This window comes from Flaviramulus sp. (genome assembly GCF_982512915.1).
Genome location: NZ_CEWOCJ010000004.1, coordinates 76800 through 102410 on the forward strand (window position 1 = coordinate 76800; position 25611 = coordinate 102410).

Sequence of the window (25611 nt, forward strand, 5' to 3'; positions counted from 1 at the left end):
TATTAAAATTAATAATAAGATTGCTTCACTTCGTTTGCAATGACGATAAAAACTATTTCAAAAATTTACTCTTCAACTCTGGAGTTGGTATCATACAAACCTCTTTTTTGCCATACCATTTGTAACGGTTTTTAGCAATAAAATCGTAAACCCAGTTGCTTATAAAACTTGGGATAATTAGAAAAACAGCTAATATATTTGTCGGAAAGCCTAATTGAGAAGCTATTTTTAACGCGGCTTTACTTTTGTAATTAATTTTATCTTTTTCTGGGTTATATAATAATATAGAATCCGTTTTAGTAGTATCAATATTAAATTTTTCTATGATTCGTTTGCTCGTTTCACTTTGCAATGGTGCGAACATAAACGTGTTCTTTTTGTCTCGTTTTATTACGTATAATACAGAGCTGTTACAAAGGTTGCAAACACCATCAAACAGTATTAGTTTTTTATTTTTTGGAACACCTAAACTCATAATGCAAAGATACCATTTTACAATGTATTTAAGAATTGTGTTAAATCGGTTTCTTTATCTAAATTAAGCTTCTTTTTAAGGCGGTATTTCGATTTTAAAACACTTTCAGGCAATACGTTTAGCATAGAAGCAATTTCTTTTGTAGAAAGATTCATGCGCAAAAAGGATGCTAGCCGTATTTCTTTTTCGCTTATATCGGCATAAATATCCTTTAGTTTATTATCAAAGTTGTTGTGTACTTCTGAAAAATAAGATTTAAAAACTTCCCAATCTTTATCTTCGGCACTTTCTTTTTTAAGGAGCATCACCAGCCTTCTAAATTCTACTTTAAACAATTCTGGCGATTGTTTTATTTTTTCCAGGTTCTCTTTCAACTCCTGTATAAACGTATTTTTTTGAACCAAGTGCAAGGTTTGTGTTGCCAGTTCTTTCTTTTTAAATTTAATTTCCTGTTTATAAATTTCTTCTTGTTTCTCGCGTTCTATTTTATTCTTCTTTATACGTTGTTTAAAACCAAAATAGAGCAGTCCTGCTATGGCTAAAAAAGAAAACATTCCAATGCCATGCAGTGTTTTGGTTAACTTATCGTTTTTGGCTTGAATGTTTAAGTTATTAATTTCTTCTTTTTGCAATGCAATTGCAGCTTCTTTCTTTTCTGTTTCAAATTGTAGATGCAGTTCATTTATTTTGTCGTTGCTTTCTTTACTGTAAATGGAATCTTCAATCCTTTGATAATCTTTCTCCGTTTCATAAGCATTCTTATAATCGTTATTCCTCAGATAGTATTCGGTTATAAGACTGTAATCATCTAGCACACCTCTTATATTGCCTGACTTTTTATTTACTTCTAATGATTTATTATAATAATAAAAGGCCTCTTTGTCGTTTTTTTCCAACCCAGCTACACGTCCCAAATCTCTGTAAATAATTGCAGTTGTTTTAAGGTTTTCTGTCTGCAAAGTAATATTAAGCGCCTTGTTATACCATATTTTTGCTGTATTAAAATCTTTTGCGCGTTTATATGCTTGGGCTATCAAATTGTAAATTTTTCCCATTGAGAATGAATCATTTACTTCTTCAAAATAAGCTGCAGATTCTTTATAGGTACTTATGGCTTTTAAATAATCTTTTTTGCTTAATAGTAACATGGCTTTATTAGCTTTTGCTCTCATAAGACCAGATTTGATATTTGCAGATTTAAAGGCTTCTTCGGCTTTCTCCAGATATTTTATAGATAAATCCTTTTTATCGATATTATTATACACTCCTGCAAGACTCATATAAAATCCAGCCATTTTACTTTTATTAAAATTTAAATCCTGAGCTAGTTTTAGCGCTTTAATATGAGACTCTAAAGCTTCATCATAATTTCCCAATTTTTGTTGTGTTATACCAAGCATACTATAAGCTGAAGCTACCTCTGTTTTAAGTTTAAGACTGTCAAGTAATGGTATATTCCTCAAGTAAAGTTCTTCAGCTTTACTAATATCAGATTTTTGCATTAAGTAATAGGCACGCAGAATATCAGATTTAATTATATATTCAGCATTTTTTAGTATTTCTGATTTATCTTTTAAAGAATCAATATATAGTAACGCTATTTCTAGCTTTTTTCCAGAATATAGTTTCCCTAATGCTTCATAAGATTTTAACTGTTCCACACCATTTTGTGTTTTAATAATTTTTAATATACTATCTATTTTTAATGTAGTATTTTCATCTATTACCTGAGCATGATTTAAAGAAATAGACATACAGAGAATTAAGAGTAAAAATGTTCTCATAATGGAAACATGGTTTGTTTTGCTTTGAAAATCAGTAATGTAAACTTACATAAAAATAGCGTTGTATATATAAACTTCTAAAACATTAATACTGCGTTTGTCCATAATATTTCTATTGAGAGAGTTTTTATATAGTTTATTAAGACATTAGTTATCAATAACTTAAATAAGAAATTTAGTTTTTATTATATGTGAAATTTTAAAATACAAAAATTATTCTGTCCATACTTTGTCCATACCAAAAATTAGTTTTCAGTGCCTTTCATGTCTAATTTTGAAGTGTTGAATCACAAAAATTTAGAAATTATGAAAACACATCTATCAACAACCAAGAGAATTATTTACAGTTTATTTTTTATGAGTATTCTATTATCCTGTAACGGGTGTAGTAAAGAAAGTTTAAATAACGAACCTGATGATCAAAATGACAATCAAAACATTTCTGAAGCTGAGAATATTACTGCCTATATAAATTCTTTAAGCTATAATTCGGATGAAATGTTAGGTGTTCAAGATACCGGCGGAGTACCATCAAAGAAAACGCAAGGAACTAGTGAGTCTGATAACACCAATATTTATGGAACAAACACCAATACCGTTTGCACAACTACAGATTATAATTTACAAACCAATTTTGAGTCAATAGCCATATTAAAACCTAATGATGGTATTGTATGGCCTGGAGCCTTAGTTATTGGTGATGCATCTATGAAAAGTGGATTACCAACGCCTTTTACCATTAGTCGTGGCCCAATGACTTTAAGAGTTGATTTACCAGGAATTCAAGATGCTGGAAACATTCTTATAGAAGATCCAAAATTTACTAATGTAGATGCTGGAATTGATAAAGCACTAGAATGGTGGAATGCAAACGCTTATCAAGAAGGTTATATTAATCCTGCCAGCCAATATTCAGAAGCAAAAACATCTTATAGCTCAAAACAAGCTAGTATAGAGCTAGGTTTAAATGCTTCTTGGGCATCTAATGATGTTGCTTCACAATTTAATTATGAGACAACAAGTACTAAAAGGGTTGCAATGATGTCGTTTAAACAAGTTTTTTATACAGTAACTATGGACTTTCCAACCAAACCAAGTGATGTGTTTGCCGATTCTGTAACCTTATCTCAGGTTGAAAGCGCCTTTAATTCTAGCACGCCACCAGCATATGTGCACTCTGTAAGTTATGGGAGAATTATCATGTTTAGAATGGAATCTACCTATGAAGAATCAGAAGCAGACTTTCAAGGTTCTTTTGAGTATGCAGCAGGCAGAAGGTCGGCAACCGGGAGTTTAGCAACTAAATACAAAAATATTTTAGAAAACTCAAATATCACAACCATAGTAATTGGCGGTAATGCCGAAGTTGGTGCTGAAGCCGTTTCAGCTAAAAATTTTGGAGACCTTGAAAAGATTATAAAAGGAGAAAATGCTGTATATAGTAGAAATAACCCAGGTGTGCCAATTTCTTATAGTATTAGATATTTAAAAGATAACACATTAGCAAAATTGGGAGAAAGTACAGATTACAAGGTAATAAACTGTGAAACTAATGGAACTGTGCACAATGAAATTACGTTTACGAACAGGTTAGCCGATAATTTTAGAATAGGAATAGAATATAAAACAAATCTGCCAGGTGAAGATAGTGTTACATACGATAGTATTGACTGGAAATATAACACTACTGATGGTGCAATAACTTCAATTTATCCTCCAGATGGAGCTTACGACATATTTTATCATGTAGAACGCGATAGGTTTGGAAGTAATAGCGGATATGAATCTAAATTAAAACGTAATGTTGGGAATTGGGTGCATACCAGCGGCCAATATTATGAAAGTTGTTGGGAATCATACCGAAATTTGGTTGGTTCTGCTGAAGTAAGGCTTTGTAATTAAATAATAATAAAAAAAATACAGCTGGCACCTAAAGTTGTAGATTCAACAACTTGGTGTTGGCTGTTATTTAAAAATTTAAAAACCATAGACAATGAAAACACAAATACACATATTTATATTTTCTCTTATAATAAGTTTTACGAATTTAAATGCTCAAACTTTTGAATTTGAAGGTATAAACTATAATATTTTGAATGCTAACGAAGTTGAAGTAATAAGCAAACCAAGTTGTTATGATGGTGGTATTGTTGTTCCTGAAACAGTTGAAGATTCTGGAACAACTTACAATGTTATAGGAATTGGAGATAAGGCCTTTGAATATTGCAATATAACGAGTATTGACTTACCAAATTCCACAACCTATATTGGAGAATTTGCATTTAGAGATTGTAGGGATATTACATCTATAACCTTACCCAGTTCAGTAACAAGTATTGGATATGCCGCTTTTTTATATTGCACAGAACTTACTTCTGTTAATATTCCAGAAAATATTACGGTTATAAATATGCACACTTTTGCACAATGTGGAAAATTAACTTCAATAACAATCCCAAGTTCAGTTACATCAATAGGTACTTATGCTTTTAGTAGTTGTTTTAGTTTGGCAACTGTGAACATACATGTAACACCACCAATTAATATTACTATTCATAGATTTTGGAATCTGGATTTATCTACAATAGCGCTTAATGTTCCTGTTGGAAGTGAAAGTGCTTATGCTGCTGCATCAATTTGGCAAGATTTTGGAACTATTAACGCAACATTAAGTAATTCGTTATATGATTATCAATTTGGTTATAAATTATATCCAAATCCAGCATCAGATTACATCTCAATTTTTGGAGTTGAACAAGCCGAAAACTATAAAATTTATAATATAACAGGAAGCAAAATAGCAGAAGGAATGTTCTCAAGAAATCAACCTGTAAACATTCAAAGATTTAAAAAAGGTGTATACTTTATCAATTTTGAAAATAGACCTGCATTAAAATTCGTAAAAAATTAACTAAGGCTTAAAGAAAATAATTTAAGCCATTAATCAAAATAGCTGGCACCTTAAGTTGTTGATTCAACAACTTGGTGTTGGCTATTACTTTTTTGCTTCTACCAACTCCAGTTGTTCTAAACTAACATTGGTGGTAAAAACCCCATAATTAACAACGGCTTTATTTTTTTCAATTTTATCAATGCTACCAATAGCGCGGCCATCTTCCATCCTTACACGATCGCCAACTTTTAAAATCGGTTTTGGTTTTGGAACTTCAATCGCTTTTTCTTTTGCTTCTTTTTTCTTTTTTCGAATAACCGTCACCACTTTTTCAACGTCCTGTTTAACTTTTTCCTCCTTTTCTTTTATGACTTTTTTCTGTTTAGCCGATACCTTTTTTCGCTTCGAATTTTCTATTTGAACTATTTTAAAAAGTTCGCCCATTAATTCTTTTTTCTGCTTGTTTTCAAAATATTTTTCAGCAATATCATTTATTTTTTGTCCAAGATAAATAAGTCTTTGATTGCTATCATATAGTTCCTGATAGCTTTCTAGTTTTTTCTGAATTTTAGCATTTATCTCTTCTAACTTGTCTGCTTCTTGAATTTTTTTCTTTTCATTTAATTTTAAAGATTCACCTGTTTTTTCAAGTTTTGAGCGTTCTTTTTGAAGCTTTGCAATGGTAGCATCAAACCGTACTTTACTGCGTTCAATCTTCTTTTTAGCTCTATTTATCAAACTAAAAGGAATGCCGTTTTTTTGTGCGACTTCAAATGTAAAACTACTTCCGGCTTGACCGATAACCAGTTTGTATAATGGTTCCAAAGTTTTTTCATCAAAAAGCATATTCGCGTTGAGCATAAAAGGTAGTTCGTTTGCCAATATTTTTAAATTAGAATAATGCGTTGTAATAATGCCAAAAGCTTCTCGATGGTAAAATTCTTCTAAAAAAGTTTCTGCCAAAGCACCACCAAGTTCGGGATCACTTCCTGTTCCAAATTCATCAATTAAAAAAAGCGTGTTTTTATTGCACTTCTTTAAAAAATAATTCATTTGCTTTAATCGGTAACTGTATGTGCTTAAATGATTTTCAATAGATTGATTATCACCAATATCGCTTAAAATTCTATCAAATAAAGTAACTTTACTCCGTTCGTTTACCGGAATTAATATCCCACTTTGAAGCATCAATTGTAATAAACCAACTGTTTTTAAAGTGATGCTTTTTCCACCAGCGTTTGGCCCAGAAATAACAATAATTCTGCTATTTTCTTTTAATTCAATTGTTTGAGGAAAAGTTTTTTCTTTTTTTTCTAAGTTGTTTAAATAGAGTAGTGGATGATAAGCATCTCGTAGATAAATACTTTTATCATCTGAAAATTCAGGAAGAATTCCATTCATAGATTTTGCGTATTTCGCTTTTGCGGAAATCACATCAATATCAATTAAAAATGTTTGATAATCTTGAAGAAGTGTTAAAAAAGGTCTAATAAAGTCGGTTACATCTTTTAAAATTCTTATTACTTCTTCACGTTCTTCATATTCTAAATTATTTAATTCTCTACTGTATTGTAAGGTGGTTTCAGGCTCCATGTAAACAATACTTCCAGTTTTGCTTCCACCCATAATAGCGCCTTTAACCTTTCTGCGATACATGGCTTTTACTGCCAATACACGTTTGTTGTCAACCACCGATTCTCTAATATCATCAAGATATTCAAGGTTGTGATACATATTCAAGGCGCTTGAAAAACTGCTGTTTATTTTGCCTTTAATTTTGTTTATGGATTGTCTTAAATCAAATAAAAGCGCCGATGCATTATCTTTTATATCACCAAAACGATCAACAATAGCATCAACTTTTTCAATAATTATTTTTGTTATTTCAATATGGGAGGCATAGTTGTTTAAATCGGGGTAGTATTCTTCAAATTTATTTAAAAAGTTGACAATGGCATTTGTGGTGATAGATATAGCAACTATTTTTTTTAAGCTATGTACTTCTAAATATGTGTTTTCAATTCGTAAAAGCTTTAATTCTTTAGTAATAGCATCAAATCCATGATTTGGAATTCTATTATCATTATAATATGATGAAAGATACTCGTTTGTTAAATTTAATGAAACAACAAGATCTTCTTTAGTTTTAAAAGGTAAAATTTCTAAAGCTTTTTCATGCCCTAATGGTGTAACACAAAGCTCGCTAACTTGTTTCAAAACCGTTTGAAACTCTAAGTCTTGTAATGTTTTTTCGTGAATATTTATCATCCTTAAACTAGCATCTTTTATAAGAATTGCAAAGTTAAACATTATACTTCAGAAGTTTTACTACATAAAATGAGTTCTTTTGTCTATAAAATCAAATTATAATTTAAATACTTAAAAAAGTTACTTTTCAGATCGTATATAGTAATTTGGTGATGTTTTTTAACTGATATAATTCCAAATATTCTTGTATTTGGTTAGTTGTTTGTAGGTGTTTAAAATAGCTTCGTTTTCCTTTGAAGATAATGTTTTGTCGTTTTGAAGTATTTTTTTCGCATAAAAACGAGCACTTTGTAAAATAGCGTTATCCTTAATGATATCAGCTATTTTTAAGTTTAAAACTCCGCTTTGTTGAGTTCCCATTATGTCTCCAGGTCCGCGTAAGCGTAAATCTACCTCGGCAATTTCAAAGCCATCATTGGTGCGAACCATGGTTTCTAATCTGGTTTTACTATCACTACTTAATTTATGGCTAGTCATTAATATACAATAGCTCTGTTCGGCTCCTCGACCTACACGACCACGTAATTGATGGAGCTGAGATAAGCCAAAACGTTCTGCACTTTCAATAATCATCACAGAGGCATTAGGTACATTTACACCAACTTCAATAACAGTAGTTGCAACCATTATTTGAGTTTCGCCTTTAATAAAACGTTGCATTTCGTAATCTTTATCGGCAGGTTTCATTTGTCCGTGTACAATCGATATTTGATATTCTGGCATTGGGAAGTCTCTAGATATACTTTCATATCCATCCATCAAATCTTTATAATCCATTTTTTCGCTTTCTTGAATGAGTGGGTAAACGATATAAATTTGCCTTCCCTTTTTAATTTCATCTCGAATAAAGCGGAAAACATTAAGTCTATTTTTATCATACCTATGAACCGTTTTTATAGACTTTCTTCCCGGTGGTAATTCATCAATTATGGAGATGTCTAAATCTCCGTAAACGGACATAGCTAAGGTTCGTGGGATAGGTGTTGCAGTCATTACTAAAACATGTGGTGGAGACGTGTTTTTATGCCATAATTTGCTTCGTTGAGCAACACCAAAACGATGTTGTTCATCAATAATGGCGAGACCTAAATTTTTGAATTTCACTTTTTCTTCAAGAAGCGCATGGGTACCAATTAGTATTTGTAATTCTCCATTTTCTAACGCTTCATGAATTTTTTTTCTTTCTGAAGTTTTACTTGAACCAGTCAATATTGAAACACTGATATTCAATTTATTACACATTTCTAATAACCCGTTATAGTGTTGTACTGACAAAATTTCAGTCGGCGCCATTAAACACGCTTGAAAACCGTTGTCAAGCGCTATTAACATTGACATTAACGCCACAATAGTCTTCCCAGAACCTACATCGCCTTGTAAAAGTCTATTCATTTGCGCATTACTGCCTAAATCAGCTCTAATTTCTTTTAAAACACGCTTTTGTGCATTGGTTAATTCAAATGGTAAATGCTCTTTAAAAAAGGTGTTGAAATAGTTTCCTACTTGCTCAAAAGGAAAACCTTTAATTTTTAATTTATGAATTAAATTTTTAATAATTAATTGTAGCTGTATATAAAATAATTCTTCAAATTTTAATCGAAATTGAGCTCTAGAAAGCAGCTCTTGGCTTTTAGGAAAGTGTACGTTAAATAAAGCTTCTTTTTTACTTAATAATTTAAGCTCAAAAAGTATATCAGAAGATAGTGTTTCGGTAAACTTGCCATTAGTCTCGATAAATAATTGCTGCATGATTTTACCAATAACGCGATTAGAAATGCCTTTATTCGAAAGTTTTTCAGTTGATGGATAAATAGGTTGCATGGCTGATCGGATATTTTTTTCATGATCTTCAAGCAATTCTAAATCGGGATGCGGCATATTGAATTTATCACTAAACCAATTCGTTTTCCCAAAAGCCACATAAGGTTTGTTGATAATTATGTTTTCACGAATCCACTTTTGACCTCTAAACCAAACCAATTCCATAGTTCCTGTTTCATCTTGAAATGTTGCTACTAATCGTTTTCCTTGCTTTTGGGCTACCTCTTTAAAGGCAACTATTTTGCCAATAACCTGAACATCGGCACTGTTTTGTTGCAATTCGTTAATTTTATAATAACGTGTTCTGTCAATATATCTATTTGGAAATAAGCTTATTAAATTTTGGTAAGTGTAAATGCCTAATTCCTTTCGTAATAAATCAGCACGGTTTGGACCAACGCCTTTTAAATAATCTATGGGAGTTTGAAGGTTTACAGACATAAAGCGAATTTAAGGTATTTAGATTAAGATTAAAAGTGCTATTTTGGTCTATTACTTGTTAATATTTTGCAATGAAGTATTTGTTTTACGGTTTTTTCTTATTTTTTTCATGGTTTGGGATAGCTCAACAAACTGAATATGTTGATTTTAAAAGAATTCAATCCGTCATTCTTTTTAATCAAATGACGGTTGATAGTACTATTTTTAATTCTAGCGAAGTTAAGTTTGATATTCTAAAGAAAACGGATTCTATCTATTTAGACGCTATTAATATGCGTTTTATAAACATTTCATTAAATGGCGATATTGTTTCATATAAAAATGATGGAAAAAAGCTGTTTATTTACTATGATTTTGAACCGTTTATGAGTTATAATCTTAATTTTCTTTTTTTTGCTTCACCTAAAAAAGCGATGTATTTTATTGATTGGGATAAAGAAGATGGAAATAAACAAATATGGACACAAGGTCAAGGTAAATATACGAGTAATTGGTTGCCCAGTATAGATGATATGAATGATAAAATTGAGTTTGATTTAACTTTCGTAGCTCCAAAAGGCTATCATGTTATCTCTAATGGTAAAATGATTTCAAAAAATATTAGTCCAAGTTATAATTTATGGGAATTTGATATGCAAAAACCCATGTCAAGTTACTTAGTGGCAGTTGCTATTGGGAAATATAACAAAAAAGTAGAGTTTTCTAAAAGTGGTATTCCCCTAGAAATGTATTATTACCCTAAAGATTCTCTAAAATTCGAGCCAACTTACCGTTATTCAAAAGATATATTTGATTCTTTAGAAGATGAAATTGGGGTACCATATCCTTGGCAAAATTATAAACAAGTACCAGTAAAAGATTTTTTATACGCTGGTATGGAAAACACAAGTGCTACATTTTTTTCAGATAGTTTTGTAATTGATTCTATATCTTTTGTAGATAAAAACTATATTAATGTAAATGCACATGAGCTTGCGCATCAATGGTTTGGAGATTTAATAACTGAAACATCAGGAACGCATCATTGGTTGCAAGAAGGGTTTGCAACGTATTACGCCCTTTTAGCCGAGCGTAAAATTTTTGGAGACGATTATTATTACTGGCGATTATACGAATATGCAAAAGAATTAGAAGTGCAAGATAAAGTAGGGGGGAGTACATCGTTATTAGACCCCAAATCTAGTAGTGCTACATTTTATAAAAAAGGTGCTTGGGTATTACACTTGCTTAAAGAAAAACTAGGAGATAAAACTTTTAAAAACGCCATTAAAAATTATTTAGAAAAGCATCAATTTAAAAATGTAGAAACTGATGATTTTATAGTTGAAGTTAAAAAGGCAAGTGGGCAAGATTTAAGTGGTTTTTTCGAAACTTGGTTAGATTCAAGTGTATTGCATTATGAAGAAATGATTGAAAATTTAGAACGACTATCAGTATCTATAAAGGACTATTTAAATTATGATTGTAAAGAAACACCTGAAGCTTGTAAACTTATTTCATTAGGAAAAAATGATTCTTTTTTCAAATCGAAAATTATTGAAAGTCTTGAAGGTAATATTTCAAAATCAACATTCATTACAGATGATGTAAAAGTGCGTCAGGCTATTGCTCAAACCTTAACTAATATTCCTTTAGAATTAAAAGAAGCTTATGAAACGCTTTTAGATGATGCATCTTATACGACAATTGAAACAGCTTTATTTAATTTATGTGTGAGTTTCCCTCAAGATAGACAGAAATATTTAGAGAGAACAAAAGATATACAGGGCTTCAATAATAAAAATGTTAGGATTTTATGGTTAACATTAAACTTGATTTCAGCAGATTTTGAAGATAGAAAGACAAGAAATTATTACCAAGAATTAACGGATTATACGAGTTCTAAATATAGTTTTGAAATTCGTCAAAATGCCTTTCAATATTTAAACCAAATACAAGCTTGTAACGATGTTTGTATAGAAAACTTAAAACAAGCTACAAAACATCATAGTTGGCAATTTTCAAAATTCGCTAAATCTATGTTAGAATCAATTAATAGAAATTAAAATGAAAGCTTTAGTAATCTCTGGAGGTGGAAGTAAAGGGGCCTTTGCTGGCGGTGTTGCTCAATATCTTATTAAAGATTTAAATCGCGAATATCAGATGTTTATAGGCACATCAACAGGTAGCTTGTTGGTTTCTCATTTAGCTTTAAATAAAATTGACAAGATAAAATCAGTTTATACTAACGTTTCTACAGATAGTATTTTTAACGTTTGTCCGTTTGTTGTCAAGAAAAAACATGGTACTCAAAATATTGGTATTAATCACTTAAGTGTTATTCTTAACTTTATTAAAGGCAGTAAAACTTTTGGTGAAAGCTTAAATTTAAGAGCATTAATTAAGAAAAATTTTACAGAAGACGAATTTTTTGAATTAAAAAAATCAGATATAGATATAGCTGTAACCGTTTCAAATTTATCACTCAATCAAGTAGAATATAAATCGATTAATGATTATTCTTATGAAGAATTTTGTGATTGGATATGGATATCTTGTAATTACACCCCTTTTATGAGTTTAGTAAAAAAAGAGGGTTGTGAATATGCTGATGGTGGTATGGGCAATATGGTGCCAATAGAGGAAGCAATATTAAGAGGCGCAACTGAAGTTGACGCTATTATTTTACAAACCGAAACGAATCAATTAAACAGGATGCCTTCAAGAAACCCATTTTCTTTATTAACTTCCATGTTTGGCTATATGCTTGATCGAATAGAGTCTCAAAACATTAAAATAGGAAAGTTTGCTGCATCACACAATAATGCCATCATAAATTTTTATTATGCTCCAACAGTTTTAACTACAAATTCGTTGATTTTTGATAAAGATAAAATGACTGAATGGTGGCAAAACGGTTATGATTTTGCAAAATCTAAAAATCAAGATTTAAGTCAGCTTGAAAATTAAATAAATGCGTTTACCATAATTCTGAAACCTCTTCTTTGATAAAAGAAAGAGCTGCATCACTTGGCGATCTACGTTCCATCATTTCAGTTAAAACAACTTCTCTTAGTTTATTTGCAGTATCCGTTTTTTCTAACATGCTTGCTTTTCTAATAAGCTGAATTGTAGCGTTTTTTGCGGTCGTAACTATACTCCAACACTTGTCACTAATATAAATTTGTTGCGATAAATTATGTTCAAATTCCTGCTCAATATTTTGTATAAGTAATGACTCATAATTATCTTTATTTGAGTCTATTGGATTTATTCTAACAAGTATTTTTGATGGAGATATGCGTTCAAGAAAAAGTGCCATACGTTCATATGCTTGTAACCTTAACGGCATGGCATTTATTTGCATATCTTTTTTCAAAAGAAATCGTCTTCTACCATCTTCATTTTTGGTATGTTCTTTAAAAAAATAGTATGCAATTACGCCCGTTATTAAAGAAGGAATGGCAAATAAAAAAAGATCTAAGATTCTACTAACATCCATAAATAATAAAGTTTTAATGATTCTTTGTTCCACCCAAATATAAACAATCTTTTAAGCTTTGCATACCATTAAATGGTACAGGTGTTTTTTCATACATATAAGTTCTACTAAGTTCTTTTGAAAGATTATGATCATCAACATTAATTTCAATATCAGTCATTTTAAACTGACAAGGGTGCTCATAACCGGAAGCATGTGTAATCTCTATAAGTTCTTTTTTAAATGTTTTAAAATATTGGGCTAAACGTTCAGATTTTAATGGCACATTTATACCGTTTTGTGTCCATTTTTTTTGAGTAGCAATCCCTGCAGGACAACGGTTGGTGTGACAAACTTGCGCTTGAATACAACCAATACTCATCATAGCTTCTCGTGCTACATTTATACAATCAGCACCCATAGCGAATGCCATAGCGGCTTTGGCAGGAAAACCAAGTTTACCACTACCGATAAATACAATTCGTTCTGATAATCCTTTATTTTTAAATAGTTTATACAAATCACTGAAACCATATACCCAAGGTAAAGAAACATGATCGGCAAAGCTAGGAGGTGCTGCACCAGTGCCACCTTCGCCACCATCAACGGTAATGAAATCTGGTCCTTTACCTGTTTTTTTCATAATATTAGCCAGCTCTTCCCATTGTTCCAATTTACCAATAGCCGCTTTAATTCCAACTGGTAATCCTGTAGCTTCTGCAATAGCTTCAATAAAATCAATCATTTCTGGCACATTGGAAAATGCTTTGTGATTTGGAGGTGACAATACATCTTTTCCAACTTCAACACCTCTTATTTCAGCTAGTTCTTTTGTTATTTTTGCTCCTGGTAAAACGCCACCCTTACCTGGTTTAGCACCTTGTGATAGTTTAATTTCAATAGCTCTTATAAATGGATTTCTTTCAACTAATTCAACCATTTTGTCCATTGAAAAACCACCAACATCATCTCTCACTCCAAAATAACCAGTTCCAAAATGAAAAACCACATCGCCACCATGGCTATGATATGGTGATAAACCACCTTCGCCAGTGTTGTGATATGCATCAGCAATTTTAACGCCTTTGTTTAAAGATTCTACTGCTTTTGCAGATAAAGATCCAAAGCTCATGGCAGATACATTTATAACAGATGCTGGACGATAAGGTTTTCTTCGTTTATTAAACTCCCCCATAACTTTAGCACAGGATAAAAATGTTATATCTTTTGAGTTTGGGTGGTTTTGAGGAATTTCAAAAGGAATCATAGCGTTATTTATAAACACATAATGATGCTCATAAATGTTTATATCTGTTCCAAAACCTTCATAATTATTTTCATTTTTAGCAGATGCATAAATCCAACCACGTTCAATCCGATTAAAGGGGAGCTCTTCTCTATTATTTGCTACAAAATATTGACGCATTTCTGGACCAATACTTTCCAACCAATACCTTAAATGTCCAATAATAGGGTAGTTGTGGCTAATGGTATGTGCTTTTTGGAAGAATATATCACGAATAGCAACACTTGCTAAAAAGATTATAATCCATTCCAACCAAGAGATGTTTGTTAAAAAATCTAAGATATCATTCATACTACTTGTTCAAAAAATCAAAGGTTAGTTGTGTTAATGATTTTACTCCCAATAGTAAACCACTTTCATCAATTTTAAAATCAGGTGTGTGGTGAGGAAAAGCTTCTTTTGTTCCTGGAGTCATGCCACCTAAATAAAAATAAAAACCTGGAATTATTTCTTGAAAATATGAAAAATCTTCACCACCAGTTGTTGCTTTCATAGTAATGACATTTTTATCTCCAGCAACTGTTTTTAACGTTGGTAACATTTGATTTACTAAGGCTGTGTTATTAATTGTAATAGCTGTAAAATTTTCAAAAGTAATAGTTGCTGAGCCTCCATAAGCTTTTGCAATCATTTCAGTCATTTCGGTCATTCTTCTTACTATTTTCTCTTTCATTTCAGGATTTAAAGTTCTAACGGTTCCTATCATTTCAGTACTTTCAGGAATGATGTTAAAACGCGTTCCAGCTGAAATTTTTCCAACGGTTATTACGGCTGCTTCTTCAATTAGTTTGGATTCTCTACTAATAATGCTTTGAAAACCATCAATAATTTTTGCAGAAATAAGAATAGGATCAACTCCAGACCATGGCTGAGACCCATGCGTTTGTTTTCCTTTAACATTAATAACAAAACGCTCAACAGCAGCCATCATCCCTTCCGTTTTGTATTTAATAGTTCCTACAGGTGTTTCAGAGTTAATGTGTAAGCCAAAAATAGCATCTACTTTGGGGTTTTCTAAGACACCTTCATTAATCATTAGTTTTGCGCCGCCTTCTTCACCAGGAGGAGGTCCTTCTTCAGCAGGTTGAAAAATAAATTTCACAGTACCTTTTATTTTATCTTTATTTTTTGAGAGAATCTCAGCTACACCCATTAAAATTGCTGTATGGGTATCATGTCCGCAAGCATGCATAACGCCTGTTACTGTATTTAAAAAAGTAGTTTTAACTTCAGATTTAAAAGGTAAATCGTTACGTTCGGTTACAGGAAGTGCATCAATATCGGCTCTTAAAGCAATTACTTTACCTGGGCTATTCCCTTTTAAAATTCCAACAACCCCCGTGTGAGCTACACCTGTTTGTACTTCAAAACCCAATGATTTTAAGTGTTTTGTAATTTTTTCAGCTGTTTTAAATTCTCGGTTGGAGAGTTCTGGATTTTGATGAAAATCACGTCGCCATTCGATGACTTTCGATTCGATATTTTCAAATTGTTTGTCTAAACTAGTTTGTCCAAAGGAATTCATGATTCCTAAAAAGGCACATAAAAATAGAAGTTGTTTCATAAATAATATTTTGAACCTTAAATATATTTAAAAAAAATCCCAAAGTACTAATCAACTTATAATTGTTTATAATTATTAATAAATACGCTTAATTAAAAGGCTAACAATAGTTATTTTCACAACTTAAAATGAAAATGAATTGGAGAAGTATTTAAGTCAGTTAAACGACGCACAATTAGAGCCTACTACCCAAATTGATGGTCCTATGATTGTTATAGCTGGAGCAGGTTCTGGTAAAACACGTGTACTTACCTATCGAATTGCATACATGATGAGTAAAGGGATTGATTCCTTCAATATTTTGTCGCTTACTTTTACTAATAAAGCGGCTCGTGAAATGAAAGATCGTATTGCTACCATTGTAGGTGCAAGTGAAGCAAAAAATTTATGGATGGGTACATTCCACTCTGTATTTGCTAGAATTTTAAGGAGTGAAGCCGATAAGTTAGGATATCCAAGTAATTTTACTATTTATGACACTCAAGATTCGGATAGATTGATAGCTTCAATCATCAAAGAAATGAACCTTGATAAAGATATTTATAAGTATAAACAAGTACGTTCTAGAATTTCATCATACAAAAATAGTTTGATTACAGTACGTGCTTATTTTCAAAACCCTGAGCTTGTTGAAGCTGATACTATGGCTAGACGACCACGTTTGGGTGATATTTATAAAGAATATGTAGAGCGTTGTTTTAAAGCAGGCTCCATGGATTTTGATGATTTGTTATTAAAAACCAATGAATTATTAACGCGGTTCCCTGAAGTTTTAATGAAATACCAAAACCGATTTAAATATATTTTGGTAGATGAGTACCAAGATACTAACCATTCGCAGTATTTAATTGTTAGAGCTTTATCTGATAAATTTCAAAATATTTGTGTGGTTGGTGATGATGCACAAAGTATATATGCGTTTCGTGGTGCTAACATCAATAATATCTTAAATTTTCAAAAGGATTATGATGATGTAAAAGTATTTCGTTTAGAACAAAATTACCGTTCAACAAAAAATATAGTTAATGCTGCCAATTCCATTATTGATAAAAACCAAACTAAACTAGATAAAATTGTTTGGACAGCTAATGATGAAGGTGAAAAAATAAAAGTTAATCGATCTTTAACTGATGGAGACGAAGGGCGTTTTGTTGCCAATAGTATTTTTGAGAACAAAATGAATAATCAGTTACCAAATAGTGATTTTGCTATTTTGTACCGAACGAATGCCCAATCTAGAGCGATAGAAGATGCGCTTAGAAAACGTGATATTCCTTATCGAATTTATGGTGGTTTATCATTTTATCAGCGCAAAGAGATAAAAGATGTTTTATCTTATTTGAGATTAATTATTAATCCTGCTGATGAGGAAGCTTTAAAGCGGGTAATTAATTTTCCACCAAGAGGAATAGGGCAAACCACTATTGATAGACTAATAGTCTCTGCAAATGGTTATAACCGAACCATTTTTGAAGTGATGAAAAACATTGATAAAACCAATGTTAATGTAAATTCTGGGACTAAAAATAAACTTCAAGATTTTGTAACACTCATTGAAAGTTACCAAGTTTTAAACCAAAGCGCTGATGTTTTTGAACTTGCAGAGCATGTTACCCGAACCAGTGGTTTAATAAGTGAATTTAAAAAAGACGGAACACCAGAAGGTGTTACCAGAATGGAAAATATTGAGGAACTTTTAAACGGTATGAAAGATTTTGTAGAGGGCCAAAAGGAGTTGGCTGATACCACAGGCTCTTTAGCCGAATTTCTTGAAGATGTTGCTTTAGCTACCGATTTAGATGCTGATAAAGGCGACACAAACCATGTGGCCTTAATGACTATTCACTTAGCTAAAGGTTTAGAATTTCCTTATGTTTATATTGTTGGTTTAGAAGAAGATTTATTCCCTAGTGCCATGAGTATGGGAACACGAAGTGAATTAGAGGAAGAACGGCGATTATTTTACGTAGCTTTAACAAGAGCTGAGAAACAAGCATATTTAACATACGCGCTTTCCCGATATAGATGGGGTAAATTGGTGGATTCTGAGCCAAGTAGATTTATTGAAGAAATTGATGAGGAATTTTTAGATATTATTACACCTATTGAAGAACGTCGTTTTAATCCGATGCTATCAGCTGATATTTTTGGCGATGTAGAGCCTAATAAAATTAGATATAAACCCGCTAAACAAGTAGAATTAAAAAAAGGAACTACTAGAACAGAACCTGAAAAATTTCAAATTTCAATTCCTAAAAACTTAAAACCTGTTGCTAAAACAAATAGTAACACTAATTTGTTTGATAGTAAATTAGTTGTTGGTAACATTGTAAAACACATCCGATTTGGAACCGGAGAAGTCTTGAAAATTGAGGGTACTGGTGCAGATATCAAAGCTGAAATTAATTTTCAGCACGGTGGTGTTAAAAAATTATTATTACGTTTTGCTAAGTTGGAGGTAATAGGATAACTTTTTTAAAAAAAAAGCGCCATAGTTTTTGAAAACTTAAAAATGCTCTTGTAATAATAATTTAAAAAATGCTATTAGCTATACTTATACTGTTTTGTGCACGTGTATAAATGTAAGTTTTGGGTTCATTTAATTTATAAATATTGAATTTTTTTTCAGCTCTTTCCAAAAACTCAGTATCCTCACCGTAGTTAAGGTTATTATATCCAGACATTTCAAAAAATACATTTCTTTTACCAAAAAAAGTAGACCCCAAAACACAGTTTTCTACATTAATCAGTTTTCCAGGTTTATAGTAGTCTGCAACAAAAATTTCTTCATCTATTTCTACACCTCCGTATATTAAGTCTATATCAGGATTTTGAGTAATGTAATCTAAACGACTTTCAATATGGTTTTCTTTAAAGGTATCATCACTATCCAAAAATGTAATGTACTTTCCTAAAGAAAGTAATAAACCAATATTTCTAGAAAGTGCTAGTTTGATGTTTTGGTGTTTTACATACCTAATGTTTGGGTGTTTTGTTAAATAGCAATTTACAATTTCAAAAGTATTATCATCACTTCCATCATCAACAATAATTAATTCCCAATTCTTATTGGTTTGGTTTATAATACTATTTATGCAAGTACTTAAGTATTCAGCACGATTATAGGTGCAGATAATGATGGAAATAAGTGGTGGATTATCAATTTCTAGAAACTTTTCGTATACAGGATTACGCATAAGTAGAATTTTCAGTGATTTAGTTAAAACAATTTTTTTTGCAAATTTAATAAATCCAATACTAGTTATGTTATAAAAAATCTCATACTTCATATTAATTTAAGAGTTTTAAAAAAGATTATAATAAAATGCTGAAACCTAAGCTAATTATTAATTATTTTGTAAAAGAAAAAGAAGGAGATTTATTATGGCTGAATTTATTAAAATATATGAAGAAAATCCAAACACAAAGGAGATCGATAAGGTTGTTAAGATTTTAAAAAGAGGCGGTCTTATTATTTATCCAACAGATACAGTATATGGCTTAGGTTGTGATATTAACAATATAAAAGCACTAGAACGCATAGCAAGAATAAAACAAGTGAACCTAGAAAAATCTAATTTTTCTTTCGTTTGTCACGATTTAAGTAATTTAAGTGATTATGTGAAGCAGATAGACACCTCTACTTTTAAAATATTAAAACGCGCATTACCAGGGCCATATACATTTATTTTACCTGGTTCAAAATCGTTGCCAAATCCTTTTAAAAAGAGAAAAACAGTAGGAATTAGAATCCCTAATAATAACATCGCTTTGGATATTGTAAAAGCTTTAGGAAACCCCATAATATCAACCTCTATACGTGATGAAGACGAAATAATTGAATACACCACAGACCCCGAATTAATTTTTGAGAAATGGGGACATTTAGTTGATCTAGTGATTGATGGTGGTTATGGTGATAATGAAGCATCTACAATTATTGATTTATCTGAAGATGAACCTGTAATATTAAGAGCAGGTAAGGGGAGTTTAGAGATTTTTTAAATTTAGACTTTTTTGGAGGGGTTCGTTTATAGCGGACATGTATATGAAAATTTTCGTGTTTGTGAGCGAGGATTTTCCGAAGGAAAAATCAGAAGCTAGCAAACAAGAAACCAAAATTGTTTTAGTCAAAACTAGCAATTTTTATACACTCTGTTTTAGGTAGTTTATTTATTTGTCTATTTTCACAAATGCAGGAATAATAAATTTTCTGACTATTTCATTAACTCCAATCCCACTACCAGTAGGACTATTAGTTGTTACAATTATCAAGTCAAGTTCAGATACTATAGTAATAGTTTGTCCACCAAAACCAATAGAGGAATAACCATATATGCTTTTATCTTCAATAGACTCATTAAATCTCCACCAAAAATAATTGTATTTAAAATCGCTAATATTTTTATCAGTTGCTTTTTTCACCCATTCTTCACTAAGAACTCTTTTGTTTTCAAACATTCCTTTATCTTTATATAATATGCCAAATTTTAACATATCTCGCGGAATCATAACTAGACCTGTGCCTCCATCTATAGTTCCTGTCTGTTCTTTAAGCCAATAATAATTTTTGATGCCTAGAGGCTCAAAAAGGTATTTGTTTGCAAAATTTAAACCTTTTATATCTGAGTTTTTAAAGACTGTATGAATTATAATCTCAGGGTTCAATTCATTATAATTAAATACCCCAATATTACATCCAGTTTGATTCGATAATATTTGAGAAATCCATTCTTTCTGAGTTCTAAATTTATGAGCGATATCAATTGGAATAATTCCAGATTTATGATTTAACACATGTTTAAGTGTAATACTATCTAAACAAGGTATATCTTCAGATTTGTAAAAGTAAAGGGACGAAAGTGGGGTGTCTTCATTTTTAATAAATCCTTTGTCTATAGAAATACCTAAAAGGGTTGAAGTAAAGCTTTTAGTTACGGAACTCAAACCGTGAAGAGTATTGAATGCATATCCATGAAAATATTCTTCTAAAACCAGTTGATCTCCCTTATATATTAAAAGGCTTTCAAGACTTGCATTATTATCATTTAGTTGATTTTCAACTACATAAAAAATGGAGTCATAATTACAAATTTTAGTACGTATATCTCCAATATTAATTTTATCATTACGTTTTTTAGGAATTGTATAAACGTATTCTTTTTTAGTTGTAGATACTTTTGATTTTATATTAACTTTGTTGGTTTTAGTGAATATTTTAAATAATTTTTCTATTTCAGTTTCTGAGATAACCTCATTAAAAAAGATAACCTCGTCAATGTAACCATGATAGAAAATATAATCATCCCATTGTAATCCAAGAAATACGGAATCTTTGGAGGACACGTACTTCTTTAACTCATATTCATGTTCAATTTTACCATTGATATAAAGTTGTCCTTTTTTATTTTTTGGAGAAAGGGTATAAACCATATGAGTCCACTGATTTAGAGGGAGAGAATATTCGAGCGTTTCATCTTGCCAAAAATTATCGTAAAACGCAAAGTTCAAGTTTTTATTTGCTGGCCAACCAAATCCTAATCTAAATTGTGATTTAGAATTACCATTATTAGGTTTTGATATCCATGATGCTGCTTGCTTATATCTTAAAGGTGCAATCCATAGGCTAATAGAAAAATCGTTATTAGTATTTAGGTGTGGTATCTTAAATGATATAAAATCGTCAATACCATCGAAAAAAGCAGCTTTGTTATTTTCTTCTCCTACTATCCTAACTCCATGGATAGACACACCTTTTACTTTTTTAATATTAGAATCAAAGTTTTCAACTAATAGGATATTAGAGTTGCTTTGACCAACACATATTAAAGATGATAGAAGAGTAAAGAAAAATAATATGTTTCTTGTCATTTTGTTTGACTAATCTTAACTGAAAATTACCTTCAGCAAATAGATATGAAATCGTTTTAATGTTTTATATCAAATGTCAAACTAAGTTAGTTGTTTTTCTAACTAAATCAAGTATTAAATTGTATTGTGGATATGTTTTTAAACTTGATTGTTCGCTTATGTTTTGTATTGTCGCAAGCTTATTGTTTTACTACGTTTAGGATAGTAGCGGCATCCTTTTTTTGAGATACGAAAAAAAGATATAACGGATTGCGATACCTTTAGGTTACGCCATAAAAAAAGCTCAACTTGAGAGTTGAGCTTTAGTTAAACTATTATTTATGCTGATTATTTTCCGCCAGCTGCTAGATTTTTCATTTCTTTTTCAATCATGTCGTAAAACTGATCGATTTTAGGAAGTACCACAATACGCGTACGTCTGTTTTTTGCTCTGTTTTCAGCAGTATCGTTGTCTGCTAAAGGCACATAAGAACTACGACCTGCTGCAATTAATTTGCTAGATTTTACACCTAGAGTTTCTAAAACCCTAATGATAGACGTAGAACGTTTAACACTTAAATCCCAGTTGTCTATTAATGGGTCTTTTTTATAAGGTACATTATCTGTATGGCCTTCAACCATACACTCAAAATCTGGTTTGCTGTTCACAACTTTAGCAACTTTAGCTAAAACATCTTTGGCTTGAGCAGTTACGTTGTAGCTACCGCTTTGAAATAATAATTTATCTGCTATAGAGATAAACACAACTCCTTTTTCAACATTAACTTCAATATCTGGATCGTTGATACCAACTTCACGCTTTAAACTCGTTACTAAAGCCAATGTAACACTGTCTTTTTTAGTAAGGGCGTCTTGCAAACGTGTGATTTTTAAATCTTTTTCTTTAATACTCTCAAGGGTTTTTTCTACGTTACTAGCACCTTTTGCAGATAAAATTTGAAGATTATCATTGCTTTTACGTAAATCTGAAATTTGCTCTTCTAAAGCTGTAGCTCTGGCTGTTGCAGATGCTCGGTCTTCTAGACAAGAGTTTAATTTAACAGTGGCAGAATTAAGCAAATCTTGTGTTTCTTTTTGTTTTGCTTGTAAATCTGTGAATTGTTTTTTTGATACACACGAGCTCAATAGGATCATTGCAGATGCACCAAGTAATAAAATTTTTCTCATAATTATTTTGGATTAATTTTTTCTTAATTGTTTGAACAAAAGTATATAAAAATTAACACGTTTATGCATTGTTAACAAAACTTTTGCTAACTATTTATAAACTTTTAAATTCAGACTTTTTATTTACGAAATATTCGAATACTATGGATGTTTTGTTGTAATATTTTATTTTGTGTTTTGTCAAATTTCGTTGTTCTAGCAATCTTTTTAAATGATAATAATAGCTAAAATGTGCTTTTAAAATGGCTAATGTGTGTTTTGGTTTTAAATCTGTTAAAAACTTTATGGCAGCAATACCATCTAAAATCAATCGAATTAATATGATTGGGAACAAATTTCCTTTAGCATTTTTTGTAAGTGTAAACAAACTATTTCTGAAGTTTAGATATGTTTTTTTAGGACTGGTATGGTTTAAAGTTGCACCACCAATATGGTACACTACAGAATTGCTAATAAATTTAACAGTATATTTTGAGTTTTTTACGCGCCAACATAAATCAATTTCTTCCATGTGCGCAAAAAAATAATCATCAAATCCATTTAATTTGTTAAAAACTTGGCTTCTTATAAAAAAACAAGCTCCAGAAGCCCAAAATATCTCAGAAGTATCATCATATTGACCAAGATCTTCTTCAATGGTATTAAAAATACGACCTCGGCAGTATGGGTAGGCATATTTATCAATAAAACCTCCTGCTGCACCAGCATACTCAAAATAAGCCTTTTTTTTGTAATCTTTTATTTTAGGTTGAATAATGGCTGTATTTTTGTTTTCTTCGAAAGTTTTTAAGATGGGTAAAAGCCAATTTTTGGTCACTTCTACATCATTATTTAATAAACAAAAAATATCGGCTTCAACGTGCTTTAAGGCATTGTTATAGCCCAGTGCGTAACCTCCATTGCTTTGGTTTTTGATGATTTTTATGTTTGGGTATGCTGATTTTACAAAGGCAACCGAATCATCACTAGAAGCATTATCTGCAACATAAATAGTAGCTTCTTTAGAATGCGCTACGACTGATGGCAAAAATTTTTTAAGTAATTCTTTTCCATTCCAGTTTAATATGATAATGGCTAATTTCATTTTTTGTAATCTGGTAAATCTGTCATAAAATTATAACATTCATTTATAAAATCCATCTGGCAATAATAATGATTTAATCCATTAGTGACCATTAAAAAATTGGCGTTTAAAGATAAATTATAACGTGCTATTTGATCGAATGTATCTTGATTTATATCAATTTTAGTAGATTTACATTCCACTATCAAATGAATGCTACCATCGTTATTAAAAACCACAATATCATATCGTTTTTTTAAAGAATTTATAATAAGTTCTTTTTCAACATTAATTAATGAAATGGGATATCCTTTTTGAGTAATTAAAAATTGAATACAATTTTGACGCACCCATTCTTCAGGTTGTAAAACCACAAACTTTTTACGAATACTATCAAAAATAGAAATTTTATTTTCGCTACTTTTGAAACGAAACGAATATGTAGGAAAGTTTAATTTTTGCACTACACAAATTTGGTGATTTTTTTTTAATGGACGAAGTAAAACAATTAGTAACAGATATAAAAAGCAGGAAATTGAAACCCATTTATTTTTTGATGGGAGAAGAAGCTTATTACATTGATAAAATATCTAATTTTATAGAAACAACGGTTTTAACTGAAGAGGAACGGGGTTTTAATCAAATGGTTTTATATGGTAGAGATGTAACTATTGAGGATATTGTTGGAAACGCCAAACGTTATCCCATGATGGCAGAATATCAAGTTGTTATTGTAAAAGAAGCGCAAGATTTATCTCGTACCATAGAAAAATTAGTTTCTTATGCTGAAAACCCCCAAAACACAACCATATTAGTTATTAATTACAAGTACAAAAAAATAGATAAACGCAAAGCTTTATACAAAGCTATTAATAAAATTGGCGTTGTTTACGAAAGTAAAAAACTGTATGAAAACCAAGTGTCAGACTGGATAAGGCGTGTTTTGTCAACAAAAAATTATACAATTTCTCCTAAGGCCGCTCAAATGCTTTTAGAGTTTTTAGGTACTGATTTAAGTAAAATAAATAACGAATTAGAAAAGCTACAAATCATTTTACCTCAAGGGACACAAATTTCGCCAATACATATAGAAGAAAATATAGGAATAAGTAAGGATTATAATAATTTTGAATTGCGAAAGGCCGTTGGAGAAAAAGATACTGTTAAAGTTTTTAAAATAGTGAATTATTTTGCCGAAAACCCAAAGGATAATCCTATGGTAGTTACAGTCTCCTTATTATTCAATTTTTTTTCACAATTACTTCATTTTCATGGATTGAATGATAAATCACCTAGAAGTGTTGCGACAACCTTAAAAATTAATCCGTATTTTGTTAACGAATATATTATAGCGACTCGCAATTATCCAATGCGTAAGGTAAGTGAAGTCGTATCTGTTCTTCGAGAATTTGATGTTAAAAGTAAAGGTGTCGGTTCTAATGCGGTTTCTCAAGGGGATTTACTAAAAGAGTTGTTAGTTAGAATTTTAAATTAATTT

The 25611-nt window shown here is 30.9% G+C and carries 19 protein-coding genes; 7 read left to right on the top strand and 12 right to left on the bottom strand.

Features of this window, described 5'->3' with window-relative positions; genetic code table 11:
• Positions 1-52 precede the first annotated feature (52 nt).
• Together AC1XJX_RS04070 and AC1XJX_RS04075 are read right to left on the bottom strand one after the other, a co-directional pair.
• Positions 53-475: a thiol-disulfide oxidoreductase DCC family protein gene (locus tag AC1XJX_RS04070; protein WP_482002686.1), complete on the bottom strand. Its 423-nt coding sequence runs from the start codon at positions 473-475 to the stop codon at positions 53-55.
• A gap of 17 nt (positions 476-492) precedes the next feature.
• Complete coding sequence (locus tag AC1XJX_RS04075; RefSeq protein WP_482002687.1) at positions 493-2229, bottom strand: tetratricopeptide repeat protein; 1737 nt, start codon at positions 2227-2229, stop codon at positions 493-495.
• Positions 2230-2565: 336 nt separating this feature from the next.
• On the opposite strand from AC1XJX_RS04075, the gene AC1XJX_RS04080 reads away from it, so the two are divergent.
• Entirely contained in the window at positions 2566-4161 is a 1596-nt protein-coding gene (locus AC1XJX_RS04080; protein WP_482002688.1) for a thiol-activated cytolysin family protein, read from the top strand.
• Between the two features lie 91 nt (positions 4162-4252).
• Positions 4253-5170, top strand: a complete 918-nt coding sequence (locus AC1XJX_RS04085) for a leucine-rich repeat domain-containing protein (protein ID WP_482002689.1) — start codon at positions 4253-4255, stop codon at positions 5168-5170.
• An 84-nt stretch (positions 5171-5254) separates the two neighbouring features.
• On the opposite strand, the gene AC1XJX_RS04090 is transcribed toward AC1XJX_RS04085, so the two are convergent.
• Together AC1XJX_RS04090 and recG are read right to left on the bottom strand one after the other, a co-directional pair.
• Positions 5255-7420, bottom strand: a complete 2166-nt coding sequence (locus AC1XJX_RS04090; protein ID WP_482002816.1) for an endonuclease MutS2 — start codon at positions 7418-7420, stop codon at positions 5255-5257.
• A gap of 159 nt (positions 7421-7579) precedes the next feature.
• Positions 7580-9682: an ATP-dependent DNA helicase RecG gene (gene recG, locus AC1XJX_RS04095; RefSeq protein WP_482002690.1), complete on the bottom strand. Its 2103-nt coding sequence runs from the start codon at positions 9680-9682 to the stop codon at positions 7580-7582.
• 71 nt (positions 9683-9753) lie between these two features.
• Between recG and AC1XJX_RS04100 the strand changes: the two genes are divergently transcribed.
• Positions 9754-11727, top strand: a complete 1974-nt coding sequence (locus AC1XJX_RS04100; RefSeq protein WP_482002691.1) for a M1 family metallopeptidase — start codon at positions 9754-9756, stop codon at positions 11725-11727.
• 1 nt (position 11728) lies between these two features.
• Positions 11729-12631, top strand: coding sequence for a patatin-like phospholipase family protein (locus AC1XJX_RS04105; RefSeq protein ID WP_482002692.1), 903 nt, complete (start codon positions 11729-11731; stop codon positions 12629-12631).
• A 10-nt stretch (positions 12632-12641) separates the two neighbouring features.
• On the opposite strand, the gene AC1XJX_RS04110 is transcribed toward AC1XJX_RS04105, so the two are convergent.
• From AC1XJX_RS04110 to AC1XJX_RS04120, 3 genes are read right to left on the bottom strand one after another with little or no spacing between them, the layout of a single operon-like run.
• The gene (locus tag AC1XJX_RS04110; protein ID WP_482002693.1) at positions 12642-13163 is read right to left on the bottom strand and encodes a DUF7935 family protein; all 522 of its coding nucleotides are present in this window, start codon (positions 13161-13163) and stop codon (positions 12642-12644) included.
• 13 nt (positions 13164-13176) lie between these two features.
• Positions 13177-14739: an FMN-binding glutamate synthase family protein gene (locus AC1XJX_RS04115; RefSeq protein WP_482002694.1), complete on the bottom strand. Its 1563-nt coding sequence runs from the start codon at positions 14737-14739 to the stop codon at positions 13177-13179.
• Between the two features lies 1 nt (position 14740).
• Positions 14741-16012: an amidohydrolase gene (locus tag AC1XJX_RS04120; protein WP_482002695.1), complete on the bottom strand. Its 1272-nt coding sequence runs from the start codon at positions 16010-16012 to the stop codon at positions 14741-14743.
• Between the two features lie 139 nt (positions 16013-16151).
• On the opposite strand from AC1XJX_RS04120, the gene AC1XJX_RS04125 reads away from it, so the two are divergent.
• Positions 16152-18482: an ATP-dependent helicase gene (locus AC1XJX_RS04125; RefSeq protein WP_482002696.1), complete on the top strand. Its 2331-nt coding sequence runs from the start codon at positions 16152-16154 to the stop codon at positions 18480-18482.
• Positions 18483-18543: 61 nt separating this feature from the next.
• Here AC1XJX_RS04125 and AC1XJX_RS04130 read toward each other — a convergent pair whose 3' ends face one another.
• Positions 18544-19209 (bottom strand): glycosyltransferase family 2 protein, encoded by a 666-nt coding sequence (locus tag AC1XJX_RS04130; protein ID WP_482002697.1) that lies wholly within the window; start codon positions 19207-19209, stop codon positions 18544-18546.
• Between the two features lie 187 nt (positions 19210-19396).
• Here AC1XJX_RS04130 and AC1XJX_RS04135 point away from each other — a divergent pair, with 187 nt between their 5' ends.
• Positions 19397-20017, top strand: a complete 621-nt coding sequence (locus AC1XJX_RS04135) for an L-threonylcarbamoyladenylate synthase (protein WP_482002698.1) — start codon at positions 19397-19399, stop codon at positions 20015-20017.
• 168 nt (positions 20018-20185) lie between these two features.
• Here AC1XJX_RS04135 and AC1XJX_RS04140 read toward each other — a convergent pair whose 3' ends face one another.
• The 4 genes from AC1XJX_RS04140 to AC1XJX_RS04155 form a co-directional block, all read right to left on the bottom strand.
• Entirely contained in the window at positions 20186-21883 is a 1698-nt protein-coding gene (locus AC1XJX_RS04140; RefSeq protein WP_482002699.1) for a LamG-like jellyroll fold domain-containing protein, read from the bottom strand.
• A 327-nt stretch (positions 21884-22210) separates the two neighbouring features.
• The gene (locus tag AC1XJX_RS04145) at positions 22211-23050 is read right to left on the bottom strand and encodes an OmpA/MotB family protein (protein ID WP_482002700.1); all 840 of its coding nucleotides are present in this window, start codon (positions 23048-23050) and stop codon (positions 22211-22213) included.
• Between the two features lie 94 nt (positions 23051-23144).
• Positions 23145-24134: a glycosyltransferase family 2 protein gene (locus tag AC1XJX_RS04150; RefSeq protein ID WP_482002701.1), complete on the bottom strand. Its 990-nt coding sequence runs from the start codon at positions 24132-24134 to the stop codon at positions 23145-23147.
• Positions 24131-24577 carry a type I restriction enzyme HsdR N-terminal domain-containing protein gene (locus AC1XJX_RS04155; protein WP_482002702.1) on the bottom strand — a complete coding sequence of 149 codons (447 nt, stop codon included), beginning with the start codon at positions 24575-24577 and terminating at the stop codon, positions 24131-24133. The genes AC1XJX_RS04150 and AC1XJX_RS04155 overlap by 4 nt, the downstream gene beginning before the upstream one ends.
• 26 nt (positions 24578-24603) lie before the next feature.
• Between AC1XJX_RS04155 and holA the strand changes: the two genes are divergently transcribed.
• Positions 24604-25608: a DNA polymerase III subunit delta gene (gene holA / locus AC1XJX_RS04160; RefSeq protein WP_482002703.1), complete on the top strand. Its 1005-nt coding sequence runs from the start codon at positions 24604-24606 to the stop codon at positions 25606-25608.
• Positions 25609-25611: the final 3 nt, after the last annotated feature.

Excerpts from the sequence above, each read along its gene's own strand:
- AC1XJX_RS04115 (WP_482002694.1), bottom strand. The coding sequence starts at position 14,739 with ATGAATGATATCTTAGATTTTTTAACAAACATCTCTTGGTTGGAATGG.
- AC1XJX_RS04110 (WP_482002693.1), bottom strand. The coding sequence starts at position 13,163 with ATGGATGTTAGTAGAATCTTAGATCTTTTTTTATTTGCCATTCCTTCT.
- AC1XJX_RS04090 (WP_482002816.1), bottom strand. The coding sequence starts at position 7,420 with ATGATAAATATTCACGAAAAAACATTACAAGACTTAGAGTTTCAAACG.
- holA (WP_482002703.1), top strand. The coding sequence starts at position 24,604 with ATGGACGAAGTAAAACAATTAGTAACAGATATAAAAAGCAGGAAATTG.
- AC1XJX_RS04130 (WP_482002697.1), bottom strand. The coding sequence starts at position 19,209 with ATGCGTAATCCTGTATACGAAAAGTTTCTAGAAATTGATAATCCACCA.
- AC1XJX_RS04135 (WP_482002698.1), top strand. The coding sequence starts at position 19,397 with ATGGCTGAATTTATTAAAATATATGAAGAAAATCCAAACACAAAGGAG.
- AC1XJX_RS04140 (WP_482002699.1), bottom strand. The coding sequence starts at position 21,883 with ATGACAAGAAACATATTATTTTTCTTTACTCTTCTATCATCTTTAATA.
- AC1XJX_RS04070 (WP_482002686.1), bottom strand. The coding sequence starts at position 475 with ATGAGTTTAGGTGTTCCAAAAAATAAAAAACTAATACTGTTTGATGGT.
- AC1XJX_RS04150 (WP_482002701.1), bottom strand. The coding sequence starts at position 24,134 with ATGAAATTAGCCATTATCATATTAAACTGGAATGGAAAAGAATTACTT.
- AC1XJX_RS04075 (WP_482002687.1), bottom strand. The coding sequence starts at position 2,229 with ATGTCTATTTCTTTAAATCATGCTCAGGTAATAGATGAAAATACTACA.
- recG (WP_482002690.1), bottom strand. The coding sequence starts at position 9,682 with ATGTCTGTAAACCTTCAAACTCCCATAGATTATTTAAAAGGCGTTGGT.
- AC1XJX_RS04100 (WP_482002691.1), top strand. The coding sequence starts at position 9,754 with ATGAAGTATTTGTTTTACGGTTTTTTCTTATTTTTTTCATGGTTTGGG.
- AC1XJX_RS04120 (WP_482002695.1), bottom strand. The coding sequence starts at position 16,012 with ATGAAACAACTTCTATTTTTATGTGCCTTTTTAGGAATCATGAATTCC.
- AC1XJX_RS04085 (WP_482002689.1), top strand. The coding sequence starts at position 4,253 with ATGAAAACACAAATACACATATTTATATTTTCTCTTATAATAAGTTTT.
- AC1XJX_RS04145 (WP_482002700.1), bottom strand. The coding sequence starts at position 23,050 with ATGAGAAAAATTTTATTACTTGGTGCATCTGCAATGATCCTATTGAGC.
- AC1XJX_RS04105 (WP_482002692.1), top strand. The coding sequence starts at position 11,729 with ATGAAAGCTTTAGTAATCTCTGGAGGTGGAAGTAAAGGGGCCTTTGCT.
- AC1XJX_RS04080 (WP_482002688.1), top strand. The coding sequence starts at position 2,566 with ATGAAAACACATCTATCAACAACCAAGAGAATTATTTACAGTTTATTT.